This window comes from Mesorhizobium sp. M2A.F.Ca.ET.046.03.2.1 (assembly GCF_003952425.1).
In the GTDB taxonomy this organism is placed as follows: domain Bacteria; phylum Pseudomonadota; class Alphaproteobacteria; order Rhizobiales; family Rhizobiaceae; genus Mesorhizobium.
This window is the reverse complement of record NZ_CP034449.1, coordinates 3,676,829-3,695,817: the sequence shown is the minus strand read 5'-3', so window position 1 is coordinate 3,695,817 and position 18,989 is coordinate 3,676,829. Positions and strand designations below refer to the sequence as shown.

Here is an 18,989-nt window from a genome sequence, read left to right as displayed (position 1 = left end):
TTTATGCTCAGGCTGCTGACAAGGCCAAAGCAGCGTAAGTGCGTAGTGAAATCCAAGGTCCACATGGGTCGTCGCGCGTCCCATGCGCCTGGGAAGGCGCCGGCCCGGCCAAGCTTTCCCAGCTCGTCCGCATGATGCTTCGCTGAGCGTCAATGGACGTTGGCGCGAGACCAAGGCGTCGTGCGTTGCAATCCGGACGGTCCAGGGTATCAGGAGTTTCACGGCCTCGGCCCGCTTGGCTGGCCACAGTTGAAGCTCCAACGTACCGGCTGGCACCGGGAAATTGGGCTCTGCGCTGCCTCAACGCTGATGGCACGGTCAATGCTTGCCTACCGATGGGGCCGCCCATGCCGTGATGCTGTCGGTCGACGTTCGCAAACCAGACCCTCGCGAGACCCAGCGAAGGGGCTCGCCGGTACGACGAGGGACCTTACCTCTTTATGCGCGGCATCATTAGCCTTACACGTCGTCCCTCGCGCTCGGGTCTTTGTGGGGCGGATGAAGTCCTGATCGCGGTGGCACTGCTGCATGTTTGCGTAAGACCCATCCAGTCACGATCGCGCTGTCCTTCGATGTCGCGGTGCTGATAGGCGGGCAGATCGGTGTGCGCGGCGCCCGCCAAAGGATCGTCGTCACGCCGGAGGAGGCGAGCGTCATAGCCGGCGCGCCGGCGAAAGGCGCTTTCTGTCGGATGCCCGACAATGTCGGATATCGCAAGTATCAAGGTTGGATCAAACCTTGCGAATCGGGGCTTTCTTACTTGGCACGGGGCATGCTCAGGTATCCGCAAACACCCAATGGATAACGAGCAGACTTCCCATGGCCTCACCATGCCGAAAGTTTCCCGGACGCATCCAAAGATGAGGCTCGCGTCAGGCCCAGCAACACGCTGACGGCTCATGTGGCTCGGCGTCGCGTGCCGATCCACTTTCTCCCAATAGGCGTTCGGGAGACATAGATCCTTCAAAATGAGGAACAGATCACTTTGCCAGGAACGCAGCCCATAACCCCACTCTCCCTACCAGAACTACCAAGCAAGCCCCGCACTCATGGGCTTCGCAGGACGTCCGTTGCGTCCGAGTTGGTCGGCGCGGGGCCGGCTCCGATCCCCGTCGCATGGGAGGACGGCAAGGCGAGGGATTTCGTGCTCGACAACGGCATGGAGGTGGTCGTCATTCCCAACCACCGGGCGCCGATCGTCACCCACATGGTGTGGTACAAGATCGGCAGCGCCGACGAGCCGCCGGGCAAATCCGGCATCGCCCATTTCTTCGAGCATCTGATGTTCAAGGCGACGACCAACCATGCGGGCGGCGAATTCGACCGCGCAGTGTTCGAGATCGGCGGCTCCAACAACGCCTTCACCTCCTCCGACTACACCGCCTTCTATCAGACAGTGGCGCCGTCGGCGCTCGAGCTGATGATGAGCTTCGAGGCCGACCGAATGCGAAACCTCATCCTGACCGACGATGTCGTCAAGACCGAGCGCGATGTGGTCATCGAGGAGCGCCGCTCAAGCACCGACACCAACCCGCAGGACGTTCTCCATGAGGAGATCGACGCGACGCTGTGGCAGAACCACCCCTATCGCATCCCGATCATCGGCTGGATGCAGGAGATCGAGCAGCTGAACCGCGTCGACGCCACCGTCTTCTATGAAAAGTACTACTGGCCCAACAACTCCGTGCTGATCGTGGCCGGCGATGTCGAACCGGACACGGTGCGGGCGCTGGCCGAAAAGACCTATGGCAAGGTGGCGCGCGGACCTGACCTGCCGCCGCGCATCCGGCCGGTTGAGCCCGAGCAGAACACCAGGCGCACCGTCACGCTCTCAGACGCCCGCGTCAGCGTGCCCAGTTTTTCGACGCAGTGGGTGGTGCCGTCCTACCACACCGCCAAGCCGGGCGAGGCCGAAGCGCTCGACCTGCTGGCCGAAATTCTCGGCGGCGGTAACCGCGGCCGGCTCTACCAGGCGCTCGCTGTCCAGCAAGGTATCGCTTCCAGCGCCCGCGTCTATTTCCAGGGCACTGTGCTCGACGACACCAAGTTCGCCATCTATGGCGCACCGCGCGGCGATGCCAAGCTGGCTGATCTCGAAGCGGCGGCCGCTGCCGAAGTTGCCCGCATTGCCGAGGATGGTGTCAGCAACGAGGAACTAGGCAAGGCCAAGGACCACTATTTGCTCAATATGATCTTTGCGGAAGACAACCTGGACTGGCTCGCCAGCATCTACGGCTCGACGCTGGCCACCGGCGGTACCGTGAAGGATGTCGAGGAACGGCCGAATCGCATCCGCAAGGTTACCCCCGAGCAAATCAAAGCAGTTGCCGCCCGCTATCTCGCGTTCGACCGTTCGACCACGGGCTATCTCTTGCCCAAGACGGAGAATCAAGAGATGACGCTCGGCGCTCGGCCCCATGCTGCGATGAACATCCAGGAGGTGAAGTCCGAAAAGGGCATCATCGCCTGGCTGGTGGAGGACCACACAGTGGAAATCGTCAACATCGGCTTTGCCTTCAAGGGCGGCACCAAGCAGGACCCGGTCGGGAAGGAGGGGATGGCCAAACTGATGGCCGGCCTGTTCATCGAAGGCGCTGGCCATTACGACAGCGGTGCCTTCCAGGTGAAGCTCGACCATGCCGGCGCCGAAATGAGTTTGGACGCGCAAAGCGACGACATCTACGGATCGATGTGCATGCTTTCCAAAAAGCAGGACGCGGCGTTCGGCCTGCTTCGGCTCGCGCTGAACGCGCCGCGCTTCGAGCAGGGGCCGATCGATCGCGTCCGCGCCGAGATTGTCTCCCGCATCGTCGGCAGCGAGCGAGACCCTAACGCCATCGCTCAGCGCAAATGGCTGCGCGCGATCTATGGCGCGCATCCTTGTTCAAGGCCGGGAGAAGGCACAAAAGAGAGCCTCCCCGGCATCACGCCGTCCGACCTCCGCGCCTTCCACCAGGCCATTTTCGCTCGCGACGGGCTCCATATTGCCGTGGTGGGTGACATTGACGCGAACACGTTGAGGGAAAGGCTTGACCAGCTGTTTGGTGATTTGCCTGAGCAACAAACCCTCGTCCCCGTCTACGATGTCGCGCCGAAACTCGGTCAACTGGTGGAGGAGAACTACGACCTGCCGCAGACTTCGCTGACGTTGGCCTGGCCTGGCGTGAAGCCTAGCGCGCCGGATTTCTACGCGGCCGTGCTGCTGAACGACATCCTTGGCGGCTCATACTTGACTTCCCGCCTTTACGAGGAGGTACGTCAAAAACGCGGCCTTGCCTATCACGTCAGCTCTGAACTAACCCTTGACTCGCTTCTGGTTACGACAGAGACACGCTCGGACTGCGCTGCCCAAACACTGAGCATCGTGCGAGATGTGGTAAAGCAGATGGCGCAGCAAGGACCGACCGGGGCCGAGCTCAAGGCGGCGAAGAAGCACCTGATCGGCGCCTATGCCATCGACCAACTGGGCTCGACCCGCTCGATTGCAGACCGGCTCCTGGATTTGCAGATTCACAAGGCCGACGTCGACTACAACCAGCGTCGCGCCCGCAGCATCGGTCGGGTGACGCTCAAACAGGTCAAGGCGGCGGCCAAAAAGCTGCTTTCGGCCGAGCCCGCCATTTTGGTGGTCGGCCCGCCGCTGGGCGGCAAGGATGAGTAAAGAAACTCATCACACCTTCCTTCTTCATCGGGGCTTCTCGTGGGAAGAGCGTTGGAGGCCCGTGGGCCAAGCAGATCATGCAGACGCGCGGAGTCGTTTTCGCCGACCTTGCGCGGCATTGGCGGTCCGGCGGCCTCTCGCCGAAATGGCGCTCCTCAGCATGTATGCCGCCTTTTTGCAGAATTCAGTCGCACGCCACCAGCAGGCATGGTGGATGAAGCAAACATCCGACTGCTTAATCCATCAATTGATGAACCGCGGGCACTCAAACTAACGAAACTGCTGTCTTTTCATCGGGCTAGCGTGGTCTACCAGCTGCTTTGCCGAGGCCCTACGACGAACCCACTGGTGCAGAATACACACTGACGGCCCGTCGACCTGGATGTTCGCTGCGTTGAGGAGGAATCCGGTATTGCCCCTGTGCCTGCCGATGATCCGTCGCCTGAAATCCCCGCACCTGTTTGGAGCCATCGACCGCCTGCCGGCACTCGGCAGACCAGTTGGCAATAAGACGTTCGAGGTCGTCAATCCGTCGACCGGCGAAGTTTTGGCAGAGCTTCCCGATATGGGCGTGGAGGAGACACGTGCTGCGGTAGACAAGGCCTATGTTGCGCAGTCGGGATGGGCCGCGTTGACGGCCCGAGAACGTAGCGACGTTCTTTGGCGATGGCATCAGCTGATCATCGACCATGCAGGCGATCTCGCCGCGATTCTGACTGCGGAAATGGGCAAGCCGCTTGCCGAAGCCATTTCAGAGGTATCGCATGCGGCGGCGTATCTGCAATGGTATGCCGAAGAGGCCAATCGCGTCTATGGGGAGACGATCTCGGCACCCTCGACAGACCGCCGAATGCTAGTGATCAAGCAGCCCATCGGCGTTGTTGGCACGATCACGCCATGGAATTTCCCGGCCTCCATGGTGGCGCGCAAAATCTCGCCGGCCTTGGCTGCGGGCTGCACAATCGTGCTCAAGCCCGCTGAACAGACGCCGCTTGTGGCTGGCGCAATGTTCGCCCTCGCCCATCAGGCCGGCTTTCCCGATGGCGTGGTCAACCTGATCTATGCGTCCGAAGGTGATCGCGTGGGCCGTGAACTCTGCACCAATTCCAAGATTCGAAAGATCAGCTTCACCGGTTCGACGGAGGTCGGACGGCTGCTGATGCGTCAGTGCTCTGACCAGATCAAGAAGGTCAGCCTTGAACTCGGCGGCAATGCACCTTTCATCATCTTCGATGATGCCGACATTGACGGTGCTGTTGACGGTGCGGTCCAGGCGAAGTTCCGCAATGCCGGCCAGACCTGCGTTTCCGCGAACCGCATTTACGTCCAATCGAGCGTTCACGATGAGTTCGTCAAGAAATTCGTGGAAAGAATCCGGCACTTGTCGGTTGGCGACGGATTCGATGCCGGAGTGGACATCGGACCGCTCATCGACAAGCATGCTCTGGCCAAGATCGAGTCTCACATCGCAGATGCCATTGCGAAAGGCGGCACAATACGATGCGGGGGCCAGCGTATCGGCAAGAATGGCACGTTTTTCGAACCCACGGTCCTCACCGAGATTTCCAGCGTCATGGCAGTCGCGCAAGAGGAGACATTCGGGCCGCTCGCGCCGATCATTCGCTTCAACGATGCGGATCAGGTCGTGCGCGAGGCCAATGACACGATCTACGGCCTCGCCGCATACTTCTATGCCTCAAACCTGAAGCGGGTCTGGCGTGTGGCAGAGGCTCTGGAATATGGCATGGTTGGCATCAACACGGGACGCATGTCCTCGGAGGCGGCACCGTTTGGCGGGATCAAACAATCCGGCATCGGGCGGGAGGGTTCCCGTCATGGCCTCGAGGACTATCTGGAAATGAAATATCTTTGCATGGGCGGGATTTGAAACCTGCTGCACTGTCTCTCCGCCCCACCGGGGGGCGGCCTGCGGTCAATGCCGCCACCTAATTGGAAGTTCCAAACGCCGTTGACCTGAAACACGGATGCCCGGCAGGAGACTGAGCTCGCTGCCGGGCCGGACATGCCTTGGGAGGGCATAAATCAGCGCTCCTAGGGCCGATGGGCCACTCAGTTCGTGCGCCTTTTGCCGATTGCGTTGCATGTGCCGTGCCAAGCCAAAAAGCATTGATAAACCGCCGATGGATCAGCTTTTGCCCTGTTGCGCATTCTACATTGTGGGATATGCGACAATGCCCAAGCGGTTGAATCGTCGTGTTGCAGAACCCCAGACGGGTCATGACTGCTATTCTTAGGACAGTGCGCAGCAAGCCGCTACTCGCTGCACTCCAGGCACACCATTTCCATAATCAAGCGGTGGGTGCTATGTCTGACCGAGCTGTCGACCAGGGAACGGTGTGAGGCCTCAAATCCCTCCATATTGTTGCACCCGCCGGTCCAACAGGACTGCAGGTCCGGACTCAAAGGATCTTGGCTGCTATGGCGACATTGCGGTGCACGCCGCTTTCCGACCAATGATGTGCGTCCAGGTCGAGGCCGGCCCTAATGAACCACCGCCTTGGCACCCTCGCCCATCTCATTTTCGGCATCGACAAGCTAGACCAGAGCGCACTTGCAAGGCGCCATGCAGTCCTGTCGGCGGGCGAACTGTTGGTGACGGGTACAGCTGCGAGCGAACGTTCATCCACCGACGCACAGCGCGGACTGTCGCTTTTCAAATTAGGAAATCTCTGTAGCCACCATTCATGAGCGCGCGGCCACGCGAGACGGCCCGACGGATGCGGTCGCGCAGATGATCGCGAGGATCCGCCCAGTCGGCATGGACGCGCCGTTGACCGATGAGAACTTCGGCGAGCTCGCGATGAGGTGCTCCGGCGAGCGAACCGTCGAGCGCACGAAGAACGAAGGACAAACGAACGCCGCGCTTTTCCGGCGCAAACAAGCGGGGGGGCAACTGTTGCCCTAGACTGAGAGCATTGAGGCACTCCAGTCCCCTCAGTCGATGCTTTAAAAGCACCGCGGGCCAGATGGCTTGCGTATGCAGGCAAACAGGGTGGAGGATATTCGCGCCCGAGACGGCGAGCTGCAGCGCGTGGTCCGCATTGCGAAGAAGAACATGCTGGCTCTTGTCGGGCGCCAGCAGGACGATTGCACGACAGGGCAATGCCGAGAGTTCGAACGGCGGTGTCGGCGACGAGGCAGGCAACCGTTCCGCAATGACCGGCAGCACATGGACGCACCAGAGCGGACACCAGAATACGACCGAAGCGCGGCCACAAGACTCCGCGAAACAGAACACCCCAGCGTGACAGGTCGCCGGCCGACGCGACCATATCGAGAAAGGATTGGAGAGACCAAGTCTTGCAATGCTGGCGCGCAGCGGTCAGATCGCGCTGGAACGCTGGATTGCGGCGTAAGAACTCCCAAGCCCACTCCCGCAGCGTCAGGCCAGCGGTGTAGTCGTATGATCTTTCATCCCGCCAATCGGCCTGATCCGCGCCAGTCAGGAGATTCATGACTGACATCCCCTGCCCGCGCCTGCGTGCGTCGAAACATTATGCCACTTCGCAAAGCATCGGCGTAGGCAGCAGACGTCGAAGACCCCGTTTCGTTGAAGCGTCAGCCATCGCCACTGTCGGCGACAGAAGATGTGCCCAAATTGCCACCAGACCGTCGAACTGGCACAGCGACGGCCAGCGCGACCTGGAATTGATCCCGTAACAGTCATCGGCTCCTGCGTCGCGATCCAGACGTCCCTTGAAGGCGCAGTAGCGCGGCAGTGGATCGCACGCTGCTTGTCGGCAAGTTGTCGTAGCGGCGGCGCCATAGGCACGGTCATCGGAGGGTCTCCTGCGGCAAGCTTTCGCCATTGGAGGCCAATCTCCCCGCTAGGGCAGCCTGTGCAGTTGCACAGGTGAAGCGGATCAATCAGGGGGAGCCATGGCGGAAACTGGATGATGGCGGCTTGAGGAGAGCGGCGTATCGAGGCGGGTGATGAAGCCTGCCAGTACCTCTCAAGGAGAGTGATACGCCATGAACGAGACTATCAACACATTGTTCGCCTTCGTCAGCCCGACGAAATCGATGATACCCTGACGGATGTACTTCGCAGCGGCGCGCGCAAATTGCTTGCGCATGCGATCGAGATGGAGGCCGAGGCGTATGCCAAGGCGGTCGACTGCCTGACGAAAGATCATATTGCGTCGCTGGCGCTCTACGATTTCCCCGCCCAACACTGGGATCATCTGCGAACGTCCAATCCCATCGAAAGCGTCTTTGCAACCGTTCGCTATCGCACGGTGCGTACCAAGGGCTCGCTATCCTCGAAAACCGCCCAGCTGATGGTCTTCAAGCTGTTGGCCGCGGCCAGGAAGTGGCGACGATTGAAAGGACAAAATCAGTTGCCGAAACTCATCGCAGGTGCCAGGTTCCTGGACGGAATCCAGGTCATCGAAACGAAGCCGCAGAGCGCCGCTTGATCAGCCTCGTCACCCAAATTCCAGCATAGCTCCATCGGAACTGCCAGCCTTCCTTGCCGATCAGGCGCATATCAGCGCTGACGATACCGAGGACGGCGATGGCGGTCACCTCCAGGCCGCCGAGTAACGACCCTCAAAACACCGCACTGGTCGAGGCCAGCCTGAACCGGTATCTTGTGCCTGCCCTCGGGAGTCGCTCTATCCACCATGTGATCGACACCGACATTGCTAACGTCACCAAGAAGATCGTCGCCGGGGGTCACCCGCAAGCGGCTAACACGGCCTTCTGGTGTATGCGGGCATTTTTCAACTGGTGTCGCAAACCGCCGCAACGGCTCATCCGCGGTTTCCCCGCGAGGGATTGGAAAATCCGGATCCGGCCCCGATCGTCAAGCGCAAGCGAGTGGTGAACGATGCCGAACTGGCGGCTATATGAACGGGCTGTGAGCCCGAACCGGGCGATATCGGCTATTCGTTCGGCTCCATCGTCAAGCTGCTCATTCTGACCGGACAGAGGCGTACGGAAGTTGCCGCGATGCGTTGGTCCTCAACCTTGAAGCCGGAACATGGAACTATCGGGTGACCGCACGAAGAACGAAGAGCCTACGCTTATTCCGCTGCCCACACTGGCGGTGTCGGTCCCCCAGACGGTACCGAAGACCAATGACACGTTTTTTTCCCTGCGAGGGGCAACGAAAGAAGCCACTTCTCAGGCTACGCGAAGGGCAAGAAGGCTCTAGACGGCAAGGTCAATACTGACGGGGTGGCTTTGGAGAACTGGACCCTTCACGATCTGCGCAGGACGCTCGCGACAAATCTCGGCAGGCGGCAGGTATTGCCACACGTCATCGAGCACATACTGAATCACAAGGCGGCGTCCTTGACAGACATTGGCGAAATCTACAATCTCTATAGCAAAGTCAAGGAGAAGCGCGAGGTGTTGCAGATGTGGTCAAATCACATCGAATGGCTGATCAAGCAGGCTGCGGATGACGCTCTGGCGGCGTAGCTGCTGGCATGGGCGGAAGATGCGGCGCAACAATCGTCAGAGCCTCATCGAATTGGAGATCATGCTTGACCAGCAAATGCGCGGCCAATGCTTCGATGGCCGACCAGTGATCGAGTACTAGCCGGGCCGTGCAATCTTCGATCCGCCCCCAATCGGGGCGGCGCGGCATCAGGAACCGCAACTCACCATAGATTCGCTTGGCATCCGCGTAGTCGCAGCTCCCCTCATTCCCATCGGACGCATTCATCGCCATATCGCGCGGGTCCAGATAGCCTTCGAATGCGGAGTCTGCAAAAGGACCTGCCAGACACGCAACTATCTCCCGGATCGCATCATCGCGTTCCAAACATCGATCCATATCGTCCTCGAAAATCGGCTTTCGCTTCGAGGTGAATCCTTGCGCTGAATAAAAACCCGCGCCTTCGACAACACCACCGCACTCTCCGTCACCGGCGTCGGGGTAAATACTAACACTTGAGAAAGCAGGGAGTTCACGGTCGTCGTCGAACGTCTGACGGTGCAAAACGATGGCGGCCACCGCGTGCCCGGCTTCGTGATGCGCCACAAGCGGCAGATATTGGGAGGCTACATTCATGCGGTGCGGCTCTCAGGTCTAGTTTGCTTTTGCGCATAGGACCGCAATTGTCGTGCCAACTGGGAAAATCGTTTCGGGCAATGCGATCGCTCCGATAGCGTTGCGTCTCCTGTCTGACATTGTTGGGAAGTCGACACGCGCCCGTCGCAATGCGGTCGACCTTCCGCGCGAGTTGGGTGACCCGTGAAGGCGGCCGACCAGGACGATGTTGCGCTGATCGGCGACGAAGGCGCGGCCGGGCGAGATCGCGCATCAGGGGGTGACCGGCGTGTCGGCGAAGTCGAAGTCGTCGATGTCCTTGGCCAGCGGCAACTTGGCGACAGCGAACTGGTATTTGATGGAGCGGGCCTGCTTCTCCGATATCTCGGCCTGCAAGAGATCACCGACAATCCTGGGCGGCTCGTGCCGTCGCTTGATGGCGACGCGCCCATGATCTCGTCATAGGCTCTGCGCATTCCGTAGAGCTTCAGCGCTCCCATCAGTTCCAGTACCTCGGTGCGTTCCATGGCTGTTTGTCCTCCTGAGACTGTCATAGCGGGTGCAGTCGGCGACACTCGTGAGCTAGCTTCAGCGCTTGGGGAATGGAAAGGATCGTGCCCGGCGCCGGATCGCGGCTGCGGGCCAGGATGTTGAGGATCACCGGCGCCGACGATGCACCGTGCTCGATGGCTTCCTGACAGGCGGCCTCGACCGCGCTCAATCCGTCGGTCAGCACCCAGGTGAGGATCAACACCATCTGCCGGTCGACGTCATCAACCGCCTTGAGCTGCGCCGCACCTTCTCCATTGCCGACCGCACGACCCAGCTAAGGAACGGCGCGCGCCGTGTGCCAGGGATCGTAGACGACCTCGTTGCGGCCAAAGGAGCGAACGTGTTCTCCCACGACCACGCCATCCTCTGGCGGATGCGATCCGATCGACATAAGCATGGATCTCGACGGGCCGACCGACGGCACTCGACAGCACCGAGTATTTGTTGTTGTCGAAGCGCACCGTGCAGGTCTTCGACACCGACGGGGGAATGCAGTGGAAGCCGTCGAAGCGACCGGCAGCCGCTCCCGCTGCGGCTTGGCCGCATTCGCCGACAGCAGCCGGTCCCGCGTCTCACGCCGAGCTCCCATGCGGGGATAGGGCTGGTGCTTGCGCTCGTAGCGGAACTCCGTCTGCTCAGAACGCAGGACCTTGCGCACCACCTTGCGCGAGATCTTCAGCTCACGGCAGATCGCCTTGATCGACTTCCCCTGGACCAGCGACAGCCGACGTATCTTTGCAATCGTCTCTAAAACCAACATCCAAAACACAAATGCCTCCGATCAAGCCGGAGGCATCTTGATGACCCCATCGTTAAAGGGTCCCGTTTGGACGAAAATCACCCTTTAAACAGGGTCCCCATTCCACGAAAAATCAATGCACTACCTTCCAAAGCTGCGAGAGATCGCCACCGACCGCTTTGAAGGGGCTTTCGGCGGTCTCGTCAGCGAGGTTGTGGCATGAAGAAACATCAATCCACAGCATTGGGCCGAAGCATGCCACGGGCTCATGCCGCGGGAGAGCGGGAAGATATTCTTGAAAGAAGCGGTCTCCGACATCAATACCGACAGGATGGGCAGCTTTCTCACATCACTTGAGGTCGAGCGTGGCAGTTGCGACCCGCAATGCAAGGCTGGCGGCGATGGATGCCTTTGCGCGGTTCCTGATTTCGGAGCACCCCGAATATTAGGATACGCTGCAACTGGTGGTGACACTTCCCTTCAAGAGGGCGCGTGGGTGGCACCTGTCGAATATCTCGATGAGCCCGGAAATCAAGAGCGTCCTGGCGCGTATCGTCCGCCGCACGCCTTCTGGACAGCGGGATTACGCTCTGTTTTCGCTGATGTTCAATACGGATGCACGAGTTCAGGGATCCTGAATCTTCGATTGTGACCTTCGTCTGGTATCGCCCTGTCCCGCCGAGCAAAGCAACGACCGCCCCACACTGCTCACCCGGTTCGGTGTTCCATACTTGCTGCGCACACATGGCTGCGGGCGAAGGAACCACCATGGCGGAAAAAAGCATCCATCATCGCCCTTTGCGGGACACGACGGCCATCCACCTCGTCAAGGCGGGTGTTGACATCGCCACCATCAGTCGATGGCCAGGCCACTCGGGCTGAACTAACGATGCGCTACGCCCAGGCCGGTATCGATATGAAGCGGCAAGCGCTCGAACAAGGCTTCCCCGACGTGATGTCATCGGCAAAAGATCAGACGATCATCGCTTTGATGGCTGGATGTTTGGCTGGCTGCACCGCTTGTAGACGCTCAGTTATGTGGAGTTGTATCGCGGGAAGTCGCGCGTCTTGGGCTTTTGCGGTGTCAGCTCCACATCTCTCCGCAGTGCACGTTGTCACTGTTGAAGAGCCGTTTGTTCAATCTTCGTCCTGGCACGGCAAGGGTTGTCGATATTGTGGGCGTCTTGCGCTTGCCGAGCTTGTCCGAAATCCAGCGCCGGATCAGGCGTGAACACTGTTGCGTAGTTCGTCAGCCAGAGCGCGGAGAACGTCGGCGCTTCCTTCCAGCGCCGTAAAAGCGTAGGGATTGAGGAACTGTCGGCCCCAGAACAGATTGCGATCTGTGCCGGATAGCGTAGCTTCCTCGCTGACACGCGGCCAATTCTCCGCAATGCATCGGAGCTGGCCTTCAACAATCGCAAGAGCTTCCGGCGCGCTGAGCAGGAAGTGATGCGCCGCTTCAAGGCAGGACGCTATCCGGCTCATGCGGTTATTGCCGCTGATGAGCATGGCCTGGCTGGCCTCCTGGCCACTGCGGGCCTGCGGACAAATATCGTACGCAGGCGTGAGGGTGAGCTTAGCGCCGTCCCAGAATGCCGCATGGTTGCGGGCATGATCGTCGGTGTTGCCGCAAAGTATGTTGAAGACAATGCGGCTGAACAACTCGCGCAGAGTTTCCGACGGCGCGGTGAATCGGTGGCGAATGATCTCCGCCAAATCCTGGTAGCTGGCGTAACGCGCCATCATCTCATCGAGCGCGAGCATCGTCAGCGCTGAGACCATGGATTTGCGTTGCCAGCCGCCCGTGACCTTGATCCGGTCGAATCGCTCGACGAGCAACACGTCGTTGCCTGCGGCGCGAACGAGCGAGACGGATGCCGCTCTGATGCCGCACAAGGCGGCAAGCCGCATGGCTATGAATTCTCCTTTGACGACGCTGTAAAGGTCGGCAGACGAGGAAAATTTCGCGACATGCTTGACGGCGTCACCCTCGATCAGCGCCTTTGGCCTTGCGCCGCCGATCGAGCTGCCGTGATGCAGCGCCTGATCTAATTCGGGGGTGAGCGGAATACCTTTCTCTACCCGCTCCGCCGATTGGACAAGCTCTTCGAGAGTGGCATTGGCCAGTGCGCGCGGCTCGTAATGCATTGGCGAAAACTGAAAATCGAGCGCGCCGATGCGGTCCGAGCCTGATTCCAGCAAGAACGTCAGTTCTGAAATATCGAGCCGCGCGATTTCATCGCCCTTCACACCGAATTTGCGGTTTAGGATAACCCGTCGTCCCCAGGCATCAGGGGCAGCATCGCGGATGCATCCCGGCATGGTTAGGCCAGGAAGCAAAGGCAATTCGCCTGCCTTCAGGGGCAGTTCCGGGAGATAAAGCGGGATCGCGCTTCCCAGTTCACGAAAGCTCCTGCCATAGTTGAAGCTGACGAGTCCGTCATGGGCATATAGCCGCCCGGCGACAACCGGCGCGGTCTCGCCCGGCAGCCAGACCCAGACATAGGCTTCGTCGTACTTGGGGACCTTAGAACTCATCGACGATCTGCTTGCCGGCCTTGTAGACGTGCTTCGGCAGCAGCGCGATGCGATCGTCCATGCGGCCTGTGAGGGCTGTGATGCCATTGCCGTCGGCATCGAACAGCTTCACACCGACAATGGCAGCAGCTTCGAACATCAGTCCGATTTCGACTTTGGGATCGCCCTTCTCGATGCGCTGCAGGGTGCTGCGTGAAACACCGATTCTCTCGGCTAACTCCTGTGCGGTTAACCGGTGCTGCATCCGGCCAAGCCGGATGGTCTTACCGAAAAGGCCAAGCGCTTCCATCGCGTAGCGCGAATAGGTGCGTTTATACGTTGCCTTCATTCGGGTCTCTGTGACCTATGCATGATCCATATCGCCTTCTTTCGAACTTTATATAGGTAATGTCACAGAGCGACTGCCAAAGTCAAGACTCCGTATCGCAAGCGTTACCCATCCGAACGAGGAAGGCGGATATTGCCGACGGCTCCTGCACAACCGGCCAGCTCTGCGCGTCTCGGGCGAGGCGGAGATCTGGCGCTGGATCGCGGACAGCCTTGAGACGCCTCGCATGAGTCATTCATGGGCGGTCCCTGGTGCGGGGCCGCGGCGCTCGACTGCTGGCCGACATTCTCGGCGGCGGGACCCGCATCCGGCTACACCAGCACTTTTCGACCGCATACGCGCCCAGCTTCTCTCCGAAATCATTGCCAATGAGCGCGAACCTCATGCGATCGCCGAGCTGGCCTGGCGGCGCGGAATCTACGCACGCATCCGTATTCGAGACCGCCCAAGGGAGGCTGACTAGCGTAACGCCCTCCGATCTAAGCGCCTTCCACAAAGCCGCTTTCGCACGCGACGGGCTGCATGTGGCGGTCGTAGGCGACATAGATGCCAAGCCCTGAGAGTAAGGCTCTACCAGCTGTTCGGCGATTTGCCTCAGAAACTGGCGCTTGCCGGCGCGAACCAGTGGTATCGCGAGGGCGAGCACGCCGAGCGCTTTTCCTCCGCCCTCCACTGACCACAGACCCGCACGCAACGAAGCCGCGCTCGATCTTATCGTGGCGTGGCTAGGTGCAATGTTTGCTCTCGCCATCAGGCCGGCTTTCCCGATGGCGTGGTCAACCTGATCTATGCGTCCGAAGGTGATCGCGTGGGCCGTGAACTCTGCACCAATTCCAAAGATCAGCTTTACCGGTTCGAACGAGGTCGGACGGCTGCTGATGCGTCAGTGCTCTGACCAGATCAAGAAGGTCAGCCTTGAAACCGGCGGCAATGCACCTTTCATCATCTTCGATGATGCCGACATTGACGGTGCTGTTGACGGTGCGGTCCAGGCGAAGTTCCGCAATGCCGGCCAGACCTGCGTTTCCGCGAACCGCATTTACGTCCAATCGAGCGTTCACGATGAGTCCGCCGAGAAATTGTGGAGAAGGTCCGGCACTTATCAGTGGTCCGACGTCTACTCCCGGAGCGAAGCCGTCGCCAACCCAAGATCGAGTCCCACATCGCAGATGATAATTCGATGCGGGGCCGAACGATAAATATGCATGCTTTGGCCACCCCGAGGCAGGGCTCATTGAGATGATCCGACCGCCTTGGAACAAAGATGGGGTAGAGCAGATGAAGCGTTGGCAGCGTGTCTCCATTCGACGCGAGCGCTTAGGATGGGATCCCGATCATTCGCATCACGCGCAGCCGCAAGGGCGATGCCATGGCTACTTTGGAATCGTTGAAGTGGTTTGAGCCGGACAGTCACAAATACACCCGTTACGCCGCGGCTCAGGAAACGGGGCGGCGTCCGGCGGTGGAGGTGCTCGCTGACTTAAAAAGGGTGCGGGCAGTCGTTGCGCTTGAGAGCGACGACATTTGGGATCCGGCACGGGGTGACCTGCTGCCAATCGGCAGTTAACAGGGTCCGACAAAAGTGTGCACAACATGCTGCTGAAGTGGCCTCCGGAAGCGCTACCGGAAGTTACGCGTCTTGAACTTGATAGGGTCGATATGGTCATACTGCATCGACGATGTCGCGCCCCTTCGGCATGCCGCGCGGATCGATGCCCGATCCGCCGTGATGAGCCTCGTCCCTCGGCCGTGCGGCAACGGAAACGGCGTCTTGCGGTTTCCCACGCTGGCCAGCCCGGCCGACAGATCGGTCAGCTCGTGGGCGACGAGGTGCACCACCTCCTCTTCCGTCGGATGCGTCCGCGGACGCCGAGCATGGCCGAAGCAAGAAGCACGCGCCGGAATTTCTCGAGAGATCTTGACCCAGACGACGACGTTTGCCGCACCCGTCTCATCCTCCAGAGGAACATGAAGCCTTTGGCCGAGCCCGGCCGCTGCCGGACCAGCACCAGGCCGGCGGCCTCGAGCCAGCTTCTGCCTCGCGCCTGCATAGCATCCTGACAGGTCACGGTGCGGCGCCGGTTAGGCGGCACGCCGATTTTGGCAACGCTAGCCTGTGAACTGAAGAATGAAGGTCGGACTTGCGGCACATCGATTAGGTTCAAATGATAAGTTGCTGCCCGGCGAGGTCGTTTCAGCGCATCTCGACTGGTGGGTCGGCAAGACAATGCGGAACGGAAATGATCGCAGGCGTAAAGGACGGCTTTCGGGGCCGGAAGCTTCAGGCCTGGAACCGGACCCCAGTTTGGCGCAAGCATCGTGGCCTCCGCCCGGTCAGGCATTCACCGGCTCGCGAAATGCCAATTGATTCTGCTTAACCGGGCATACCTAAACGGCCACTTGCGTTCCGATCTCGACCACACGTCCGGTCGGGATCTGGAAATACTCCGTCGCGTCGGCGGCCGTGCGCGCCAAGCCGATGAACAGCTTGTCCTGCCACACCGGCATGCCGGAGTTGGGTGACGCCTTGAGCGAGCGACGCGACAGGAAGAAGGACGTCGTCATGATGTCGAACTTCCAACCCTGCTTGCGGCAGATCGCCAGCGCACGCGGGATGTTAGGCTGTTCCATGTAGCCGAAGGTCAGTGTCACCCGCATGAACAGCTCATTGATCGTTTCCATCTTGATCCGCTCGCTGTCGGGCACCACGGGCTGCTGCGCCGTCACCACAGAGAGGATGACGTTCTGTTCGTGCAGCGCCTTGTAGTGCTTCAGGCTGTGCATCAACGCGGTCGGCGCACTGGCGGGATCGCTGGTCAGGAACACGGCCGTACCGGACACCAGCTGCGGTTTCTTCTTCAACAGATTGCCCGCAAGGAAATCGAGCGGAATCTGGTTCCTGCGCGTCTTGTCAAATAGATACCTGCTGCCTCTTATCCAAGTCCACATGGTCATCACGATCACTGCGGCAATGGCAAGCGAGGCCCAGCCGCCTTCGAATACCTTGACGATGTTAGCTGCAAAGAAGCCGGTATCGATGAAGACGAACACCGCCATTAAGGCTATCGCGACGCCGAGCGGCCATTTCCAGATGCGCGTCATCACAACAAAAAGCAGTATGTTCGTCACCAGCATATTGCCGGTCACCGAAATACCGTAGGCCGAGGCCAGCCGGCTGGATTCGCCGAAGCCGACCACCAGCAGCATCACCACCAGCGCCAGCATCAGGTTGATGCGCGGCAGATAGATCTGGCCCGACTGTTTTTCCGACGTGTGCTGGATGACGAAACGCGGCAGCATGTTGAGCTGTACCGCTTGCCTGGTCAGCGAAAAGGCGCCGGAGATCACCGCCTGGCAGGCGATCACGGTCGCCGCCGTGGCAAGCACGACCATCGGAATAAGCGTCCAGCCCTGGTTCATCTCGAAGAACGGATGACCGACAACGCCGCCATTTGCCAGCACGAAGGCGCCTTGCCCGACATAATTGAGCAACAGACAAGGGAACACGATCGCCAGCCAGGCGAGCACGATCGGCTTGCGGCCGAAATGGCCGAGGTCGGCGTAGAGCGCCTCGGCTCCGGTGACGGCGAGGAAGACTGCACCAACCGTAACGAAGGCGACGTCAGGCGAGTTGACCAGGAACGACACGATGTAATGCGGGCTGATTGCCAGCAGGATTTCCGGGTCGTCCATGATGTGGTTGAGCCCGGAAAGGCCGATGGCCAGGAACCACAGCGCGGTAACGGGTCCGAACACCAATCCTACGCCGCCGGTGCCAAACCGCTGTACCGCAAACACGATCGCCAGGATGGCCAGTGTCAGCGGCACCACATAGGGCTGGAACGTCGGCGTGACGACATTCATACCTTCGACCGCCGACAGTACCGAGATTGCCGGCGTAATGACGGCGTCGCCAAAAAAAAGCGCCGCGCCGACGATGCCGATGCCGATGCCGATGCCGAGGATCACCGCAGAGCAGGTCGGGAAACTGTTGCGCGCCAGCGCCATAAGCGACAGCACTCCGCCCTCGCCTCGATTGTCGGCGCGGAGCACGAACATGATGTATTTGATCGTCACGGTGATCGTCAGGGACCAGATGATCAGCGAGAGTACGCCGAGGATGTCGCCACGGCTGGCGACGTTGCCACCCGCTGATGCATGCAACGCCTCGCGAAATGCATAGATCGGGCTGGTGCCTATATCGCCATAAACGACACCTAGTGCGCCCGACATCAGCGCCTTGGTGCTGTGCTGCTCGACCTCAGAATGGCTCGATTGTTCGACAGGTTCTGCCTCGTTACCAGCATTGGTAAGGGCCATGGACGACACTCCGATAAGCGCGCGGTGCTCTACGCTTGCTGCACTGCAATATCAAGTTCCGTCACGTAATGTCTGCCGTCTCGCCTGTCGTTGCTCGCCTTGGTAGACTCGCCAGCCCGCAGCCCTACCGAGCAGCAATAGCGCCCCGGCAGAACCCTCAATCGCCCAGATCAATGAATGGTTATCGCCCACAGTGCCCCCCCGCGATGCGGCCGATGGCGACCAGGGTGTCGTGGGCGCACAAGGATGGCGCTTTCCTGATGACGCCGTGCTCCAGGTGTGATCGCACCGTTGCTGCGCAAGCCATTTACTTGCTCGTCCCAGCGAGGACCGTGGCCAACTGGAACGCAGGGCCACGCCGCTCACCGGCCGCACTTTGCGGCGCAGATAACGATTCGATCTCCGCGGCGAGATTCTGGTTGAAGAAGCCACCAAGCTTGTCGAAGGACACACGGTCGTAATATCGACATGCCAGTATCCGCAACCCAGAAAAGCTCCTTGGGCTCCGCTGCGCGCGCCACGAACAACCCGATCTTCTCTGCGAAGAGGACGCCGTAATCCTTCAGGTTGAAGCCAAACCGGGGGGCGGCCGTGACGTATGGGCGAAGGGCTAGGAGGCGGGTTCGGTGAGGAACGGCATTGATGTCCACGCCGTCTCCTGGAAAGACAGAGGAATGCGGTGTCACCGACTGGCGCCGGAGGTTGATCCGGTGATTAGGAGGAGCACTCGTTGTCGGATTCTCGACGATGTCGGACATCTGACACAACGCTGCCAGAGCGATCACGTTGTTCCGAAACGATTTTCCCAGTTGGCACGACAATTGCGGTC

10 protein-coding genes and 5 pseudogenes are annotated in these 18,989 nt (G+C 60.1%); 7 read left to right on the top strand and 8 right to left on the bottom strand.

Going from position 1 to position 18,989, the window contains the following annotated elements; genetic code table 11:
- Positions 1-1,081: 1,081 nt before the first annotated feature.
- From EJ072_RS17625 to EJ072_RS17615, 3 genes and pseudogenes are all read left to right on the top strand, one after another.
- Positions 1,082-2,386 (top strand): annotated as a pseudogene (locus tag EJ072_RS17625) (pitrilysin family protein); the annotation flags it as partial.
- Between the two features lie 9 nt (positions 2,387-2,395).
- A complete protein-coding gene (locus EJ072_RS17620; RefSeq protein ID WP_236383468.1) occupies positions 2,396-3,661 on the top strand; it encodes a pitrilysin family protein in 1,266 nt (421 codons plus the stop codon).
- A 412-nt stretch (positions 3,662-4,073) separates the two neighbouring features.
- Positions 4,074-5,549, top strand: coding sequence for an NAD-dependent succinate-semialdehyde dehydrogenase (locus EJ072_RS17615; RefSeq protein ID WP_095486045.1), 1,476 nt, complete (start codon positions 4,074-4,076; stop codon positions 5,547-5,549).
- A 786-nt stretch (positions 5,550-6,335) separates the two neighbouring features.
- Here the strand turns inward: EJ072_RS17615 and EJ072_RS17610 are convergent.
- The gene (locus EJ072_RS17610; protein ID WP_224570032.1) at positions 6,336-6,851 is read right to left on the bottom strand and encodes a DUF2285 domain-containing protein; all 516 of its coding nucleotides are present in this window, start codon (positions 6,849-6,851) and stop codon (positions 6,336-6,338) included.
- Between the two features lie 793 nt (positions 6,852-7,644).
- Here EJ072_RS17610 and EJ072_RS17605 point away from each other — a divergent pair.
- Together EJ072_RS17605 and EJ072_RS17600 are read left to right on the top strand one after the other, a co-directional pair.
- The gene (locus EJ072_RS17605) at positions 7,645-8,100 is read left to right on the top strand and encodes a transposase (RefSeq protein ID WP_256748481.1); all 456 of its coding nucleotides are present in this window, start codon (positions 7,645-7,647) and stop codon (positions 8,098-8,100) included.
- Positions 8,101-8,863: 763 nt separating this feature from the next.
- Positions 8,864-9,109: a tyrosine-type recombinase/integrase gene (locus EJ072_RS17600; RefSeq protein WP_126080680.1), complete on the top strand. Its 246-nt coding sequence runs from the start codon at positions 8,864-8,866 to the stop codon at positions 9,107-9,109.
- Here the strand turns inward: EJ072_RS17600 and EJ072_RS17595 are convergent.
- From EJ072_RS17595 to EJ072_RS36880, 3 genes and pseudogenes are all read right to left on the bottom strand, one after another.
- A complete protein-coding gene (locus tag EJ072_RS17595) occupies positions 9,075-9,704 on the bottom strand; it encodes a hypothetical protein (RefSeq protein WP_126080679.1) in 630 nt (209 codons plus the stop codon). The two genes, EJ072_RS17600 and EJ072_RS17595, sit on opposite strands and share 35 nt — an antisense overlap.
- A 192-nt stretch (positions 9,705-9,896) precedes the next feature.
- Positions 9,897-10,210 (bottom strand): annotated as a pseudogene (locus tag EJ072_RS36885) (ATP-binding protein); the annotation flags it as partial.
- Between the two features lie 10 nt (positions 10,211-10,220).
- Positions 10,221-10,753: pseudogene (locus tag EJ072_RS36880) on the bottom strand (IS21 family transposase); the annotation flags it as partial.
- 516 nt (positions 10,754-11,269) lie between these two features.
- Here EJ072_RS36880 and EJ072_RS17580 point away from each other — a divergent pair.
- Positions 11,270-11,626, top strand: a complete 357-nt coding sequence (locus EJ072_RS17580; protein ID WP_126080678.1) for a hypothetical protein — start codon at positions 11,270-11,272, stop codon at positions 11,624-11,626.
- A gap of 569 nt (positions 11,627-12,195) precedes the next feature.
- Here EJ072_RS17580 and EJ072_RS17575 read toward each other — a convergent pair.
- Both EJ072_RS17575 and EJ072_RS17570 read right to left on the bottom strand, forming a co-directional pair.
- Positions 12,196-13,512 (bottom strand): HipA domain-containing protein, encoded by a 1,317-nt coding sequence (locus tag EJ072_RS17575; RefSeq protein WP_063169281.1) that lies wholly within the window; start codon positions 13,510-13,512, stop codon positions 12,196-12,198.
- Positions 13,502-13,840 carry a helix-turn-helix transcriptional regulator gene (locus EJ072_RS17570; RefSeq protein WP_063169282.1) on the bottom strand — a complete coding sequence of 113 codons (339 nt, stop codon included), beginning with the start codon at positions 13,838-13,840 and terminating at the stop codon, positions 13,502-13,504. The genes EJ072_RS17575 and EJ072_RS17570 overlap by 11 nt, the downstream gene beginning before the upstream one ends.
- A 611-nt stretch (positions 13,841-14,451) precedes the next feature.
- Here EJ072_RS17570 and EJ072_RS36030 point away from each other — a divergent pair.
- Positions 14,452-14,948 (top strand): annotated as a pseudogene (locus tag EJ072_RS36030) (aldehyde dehydrogenase family protein); the annotation flags it as partial.
- A gap of 512 nt (positions 14,949-15,460) precedes the next feature.
- Here the strand turns inward: EJ072_RS36030 and EJ072_RS17555 are convergent.
- Positions 15,461-15,921 (bottom strand): annotated as a pseudogene (locus EJ072_RS17555) (OB-fold nucleic acid binding domain-containing protein); the annotation flags it as partial.
- A 307-nt stretch (positions 15,922-16,228) separates the two neighbouring features.
- The gene (locus EJ072_RS17550; protein WP_126080677.1) at positions 16,229-18,160 is read right to left on the bottom strand and encodes a potassium transporter Kup; all 1,932 of its coding nucleotides are present in this window, start codon (positions 18,158-18,160) and stop codon (positions 16,229-16,231) included.
- Positions 18,161-18,989: the final 829 nt, after the last annotated feature.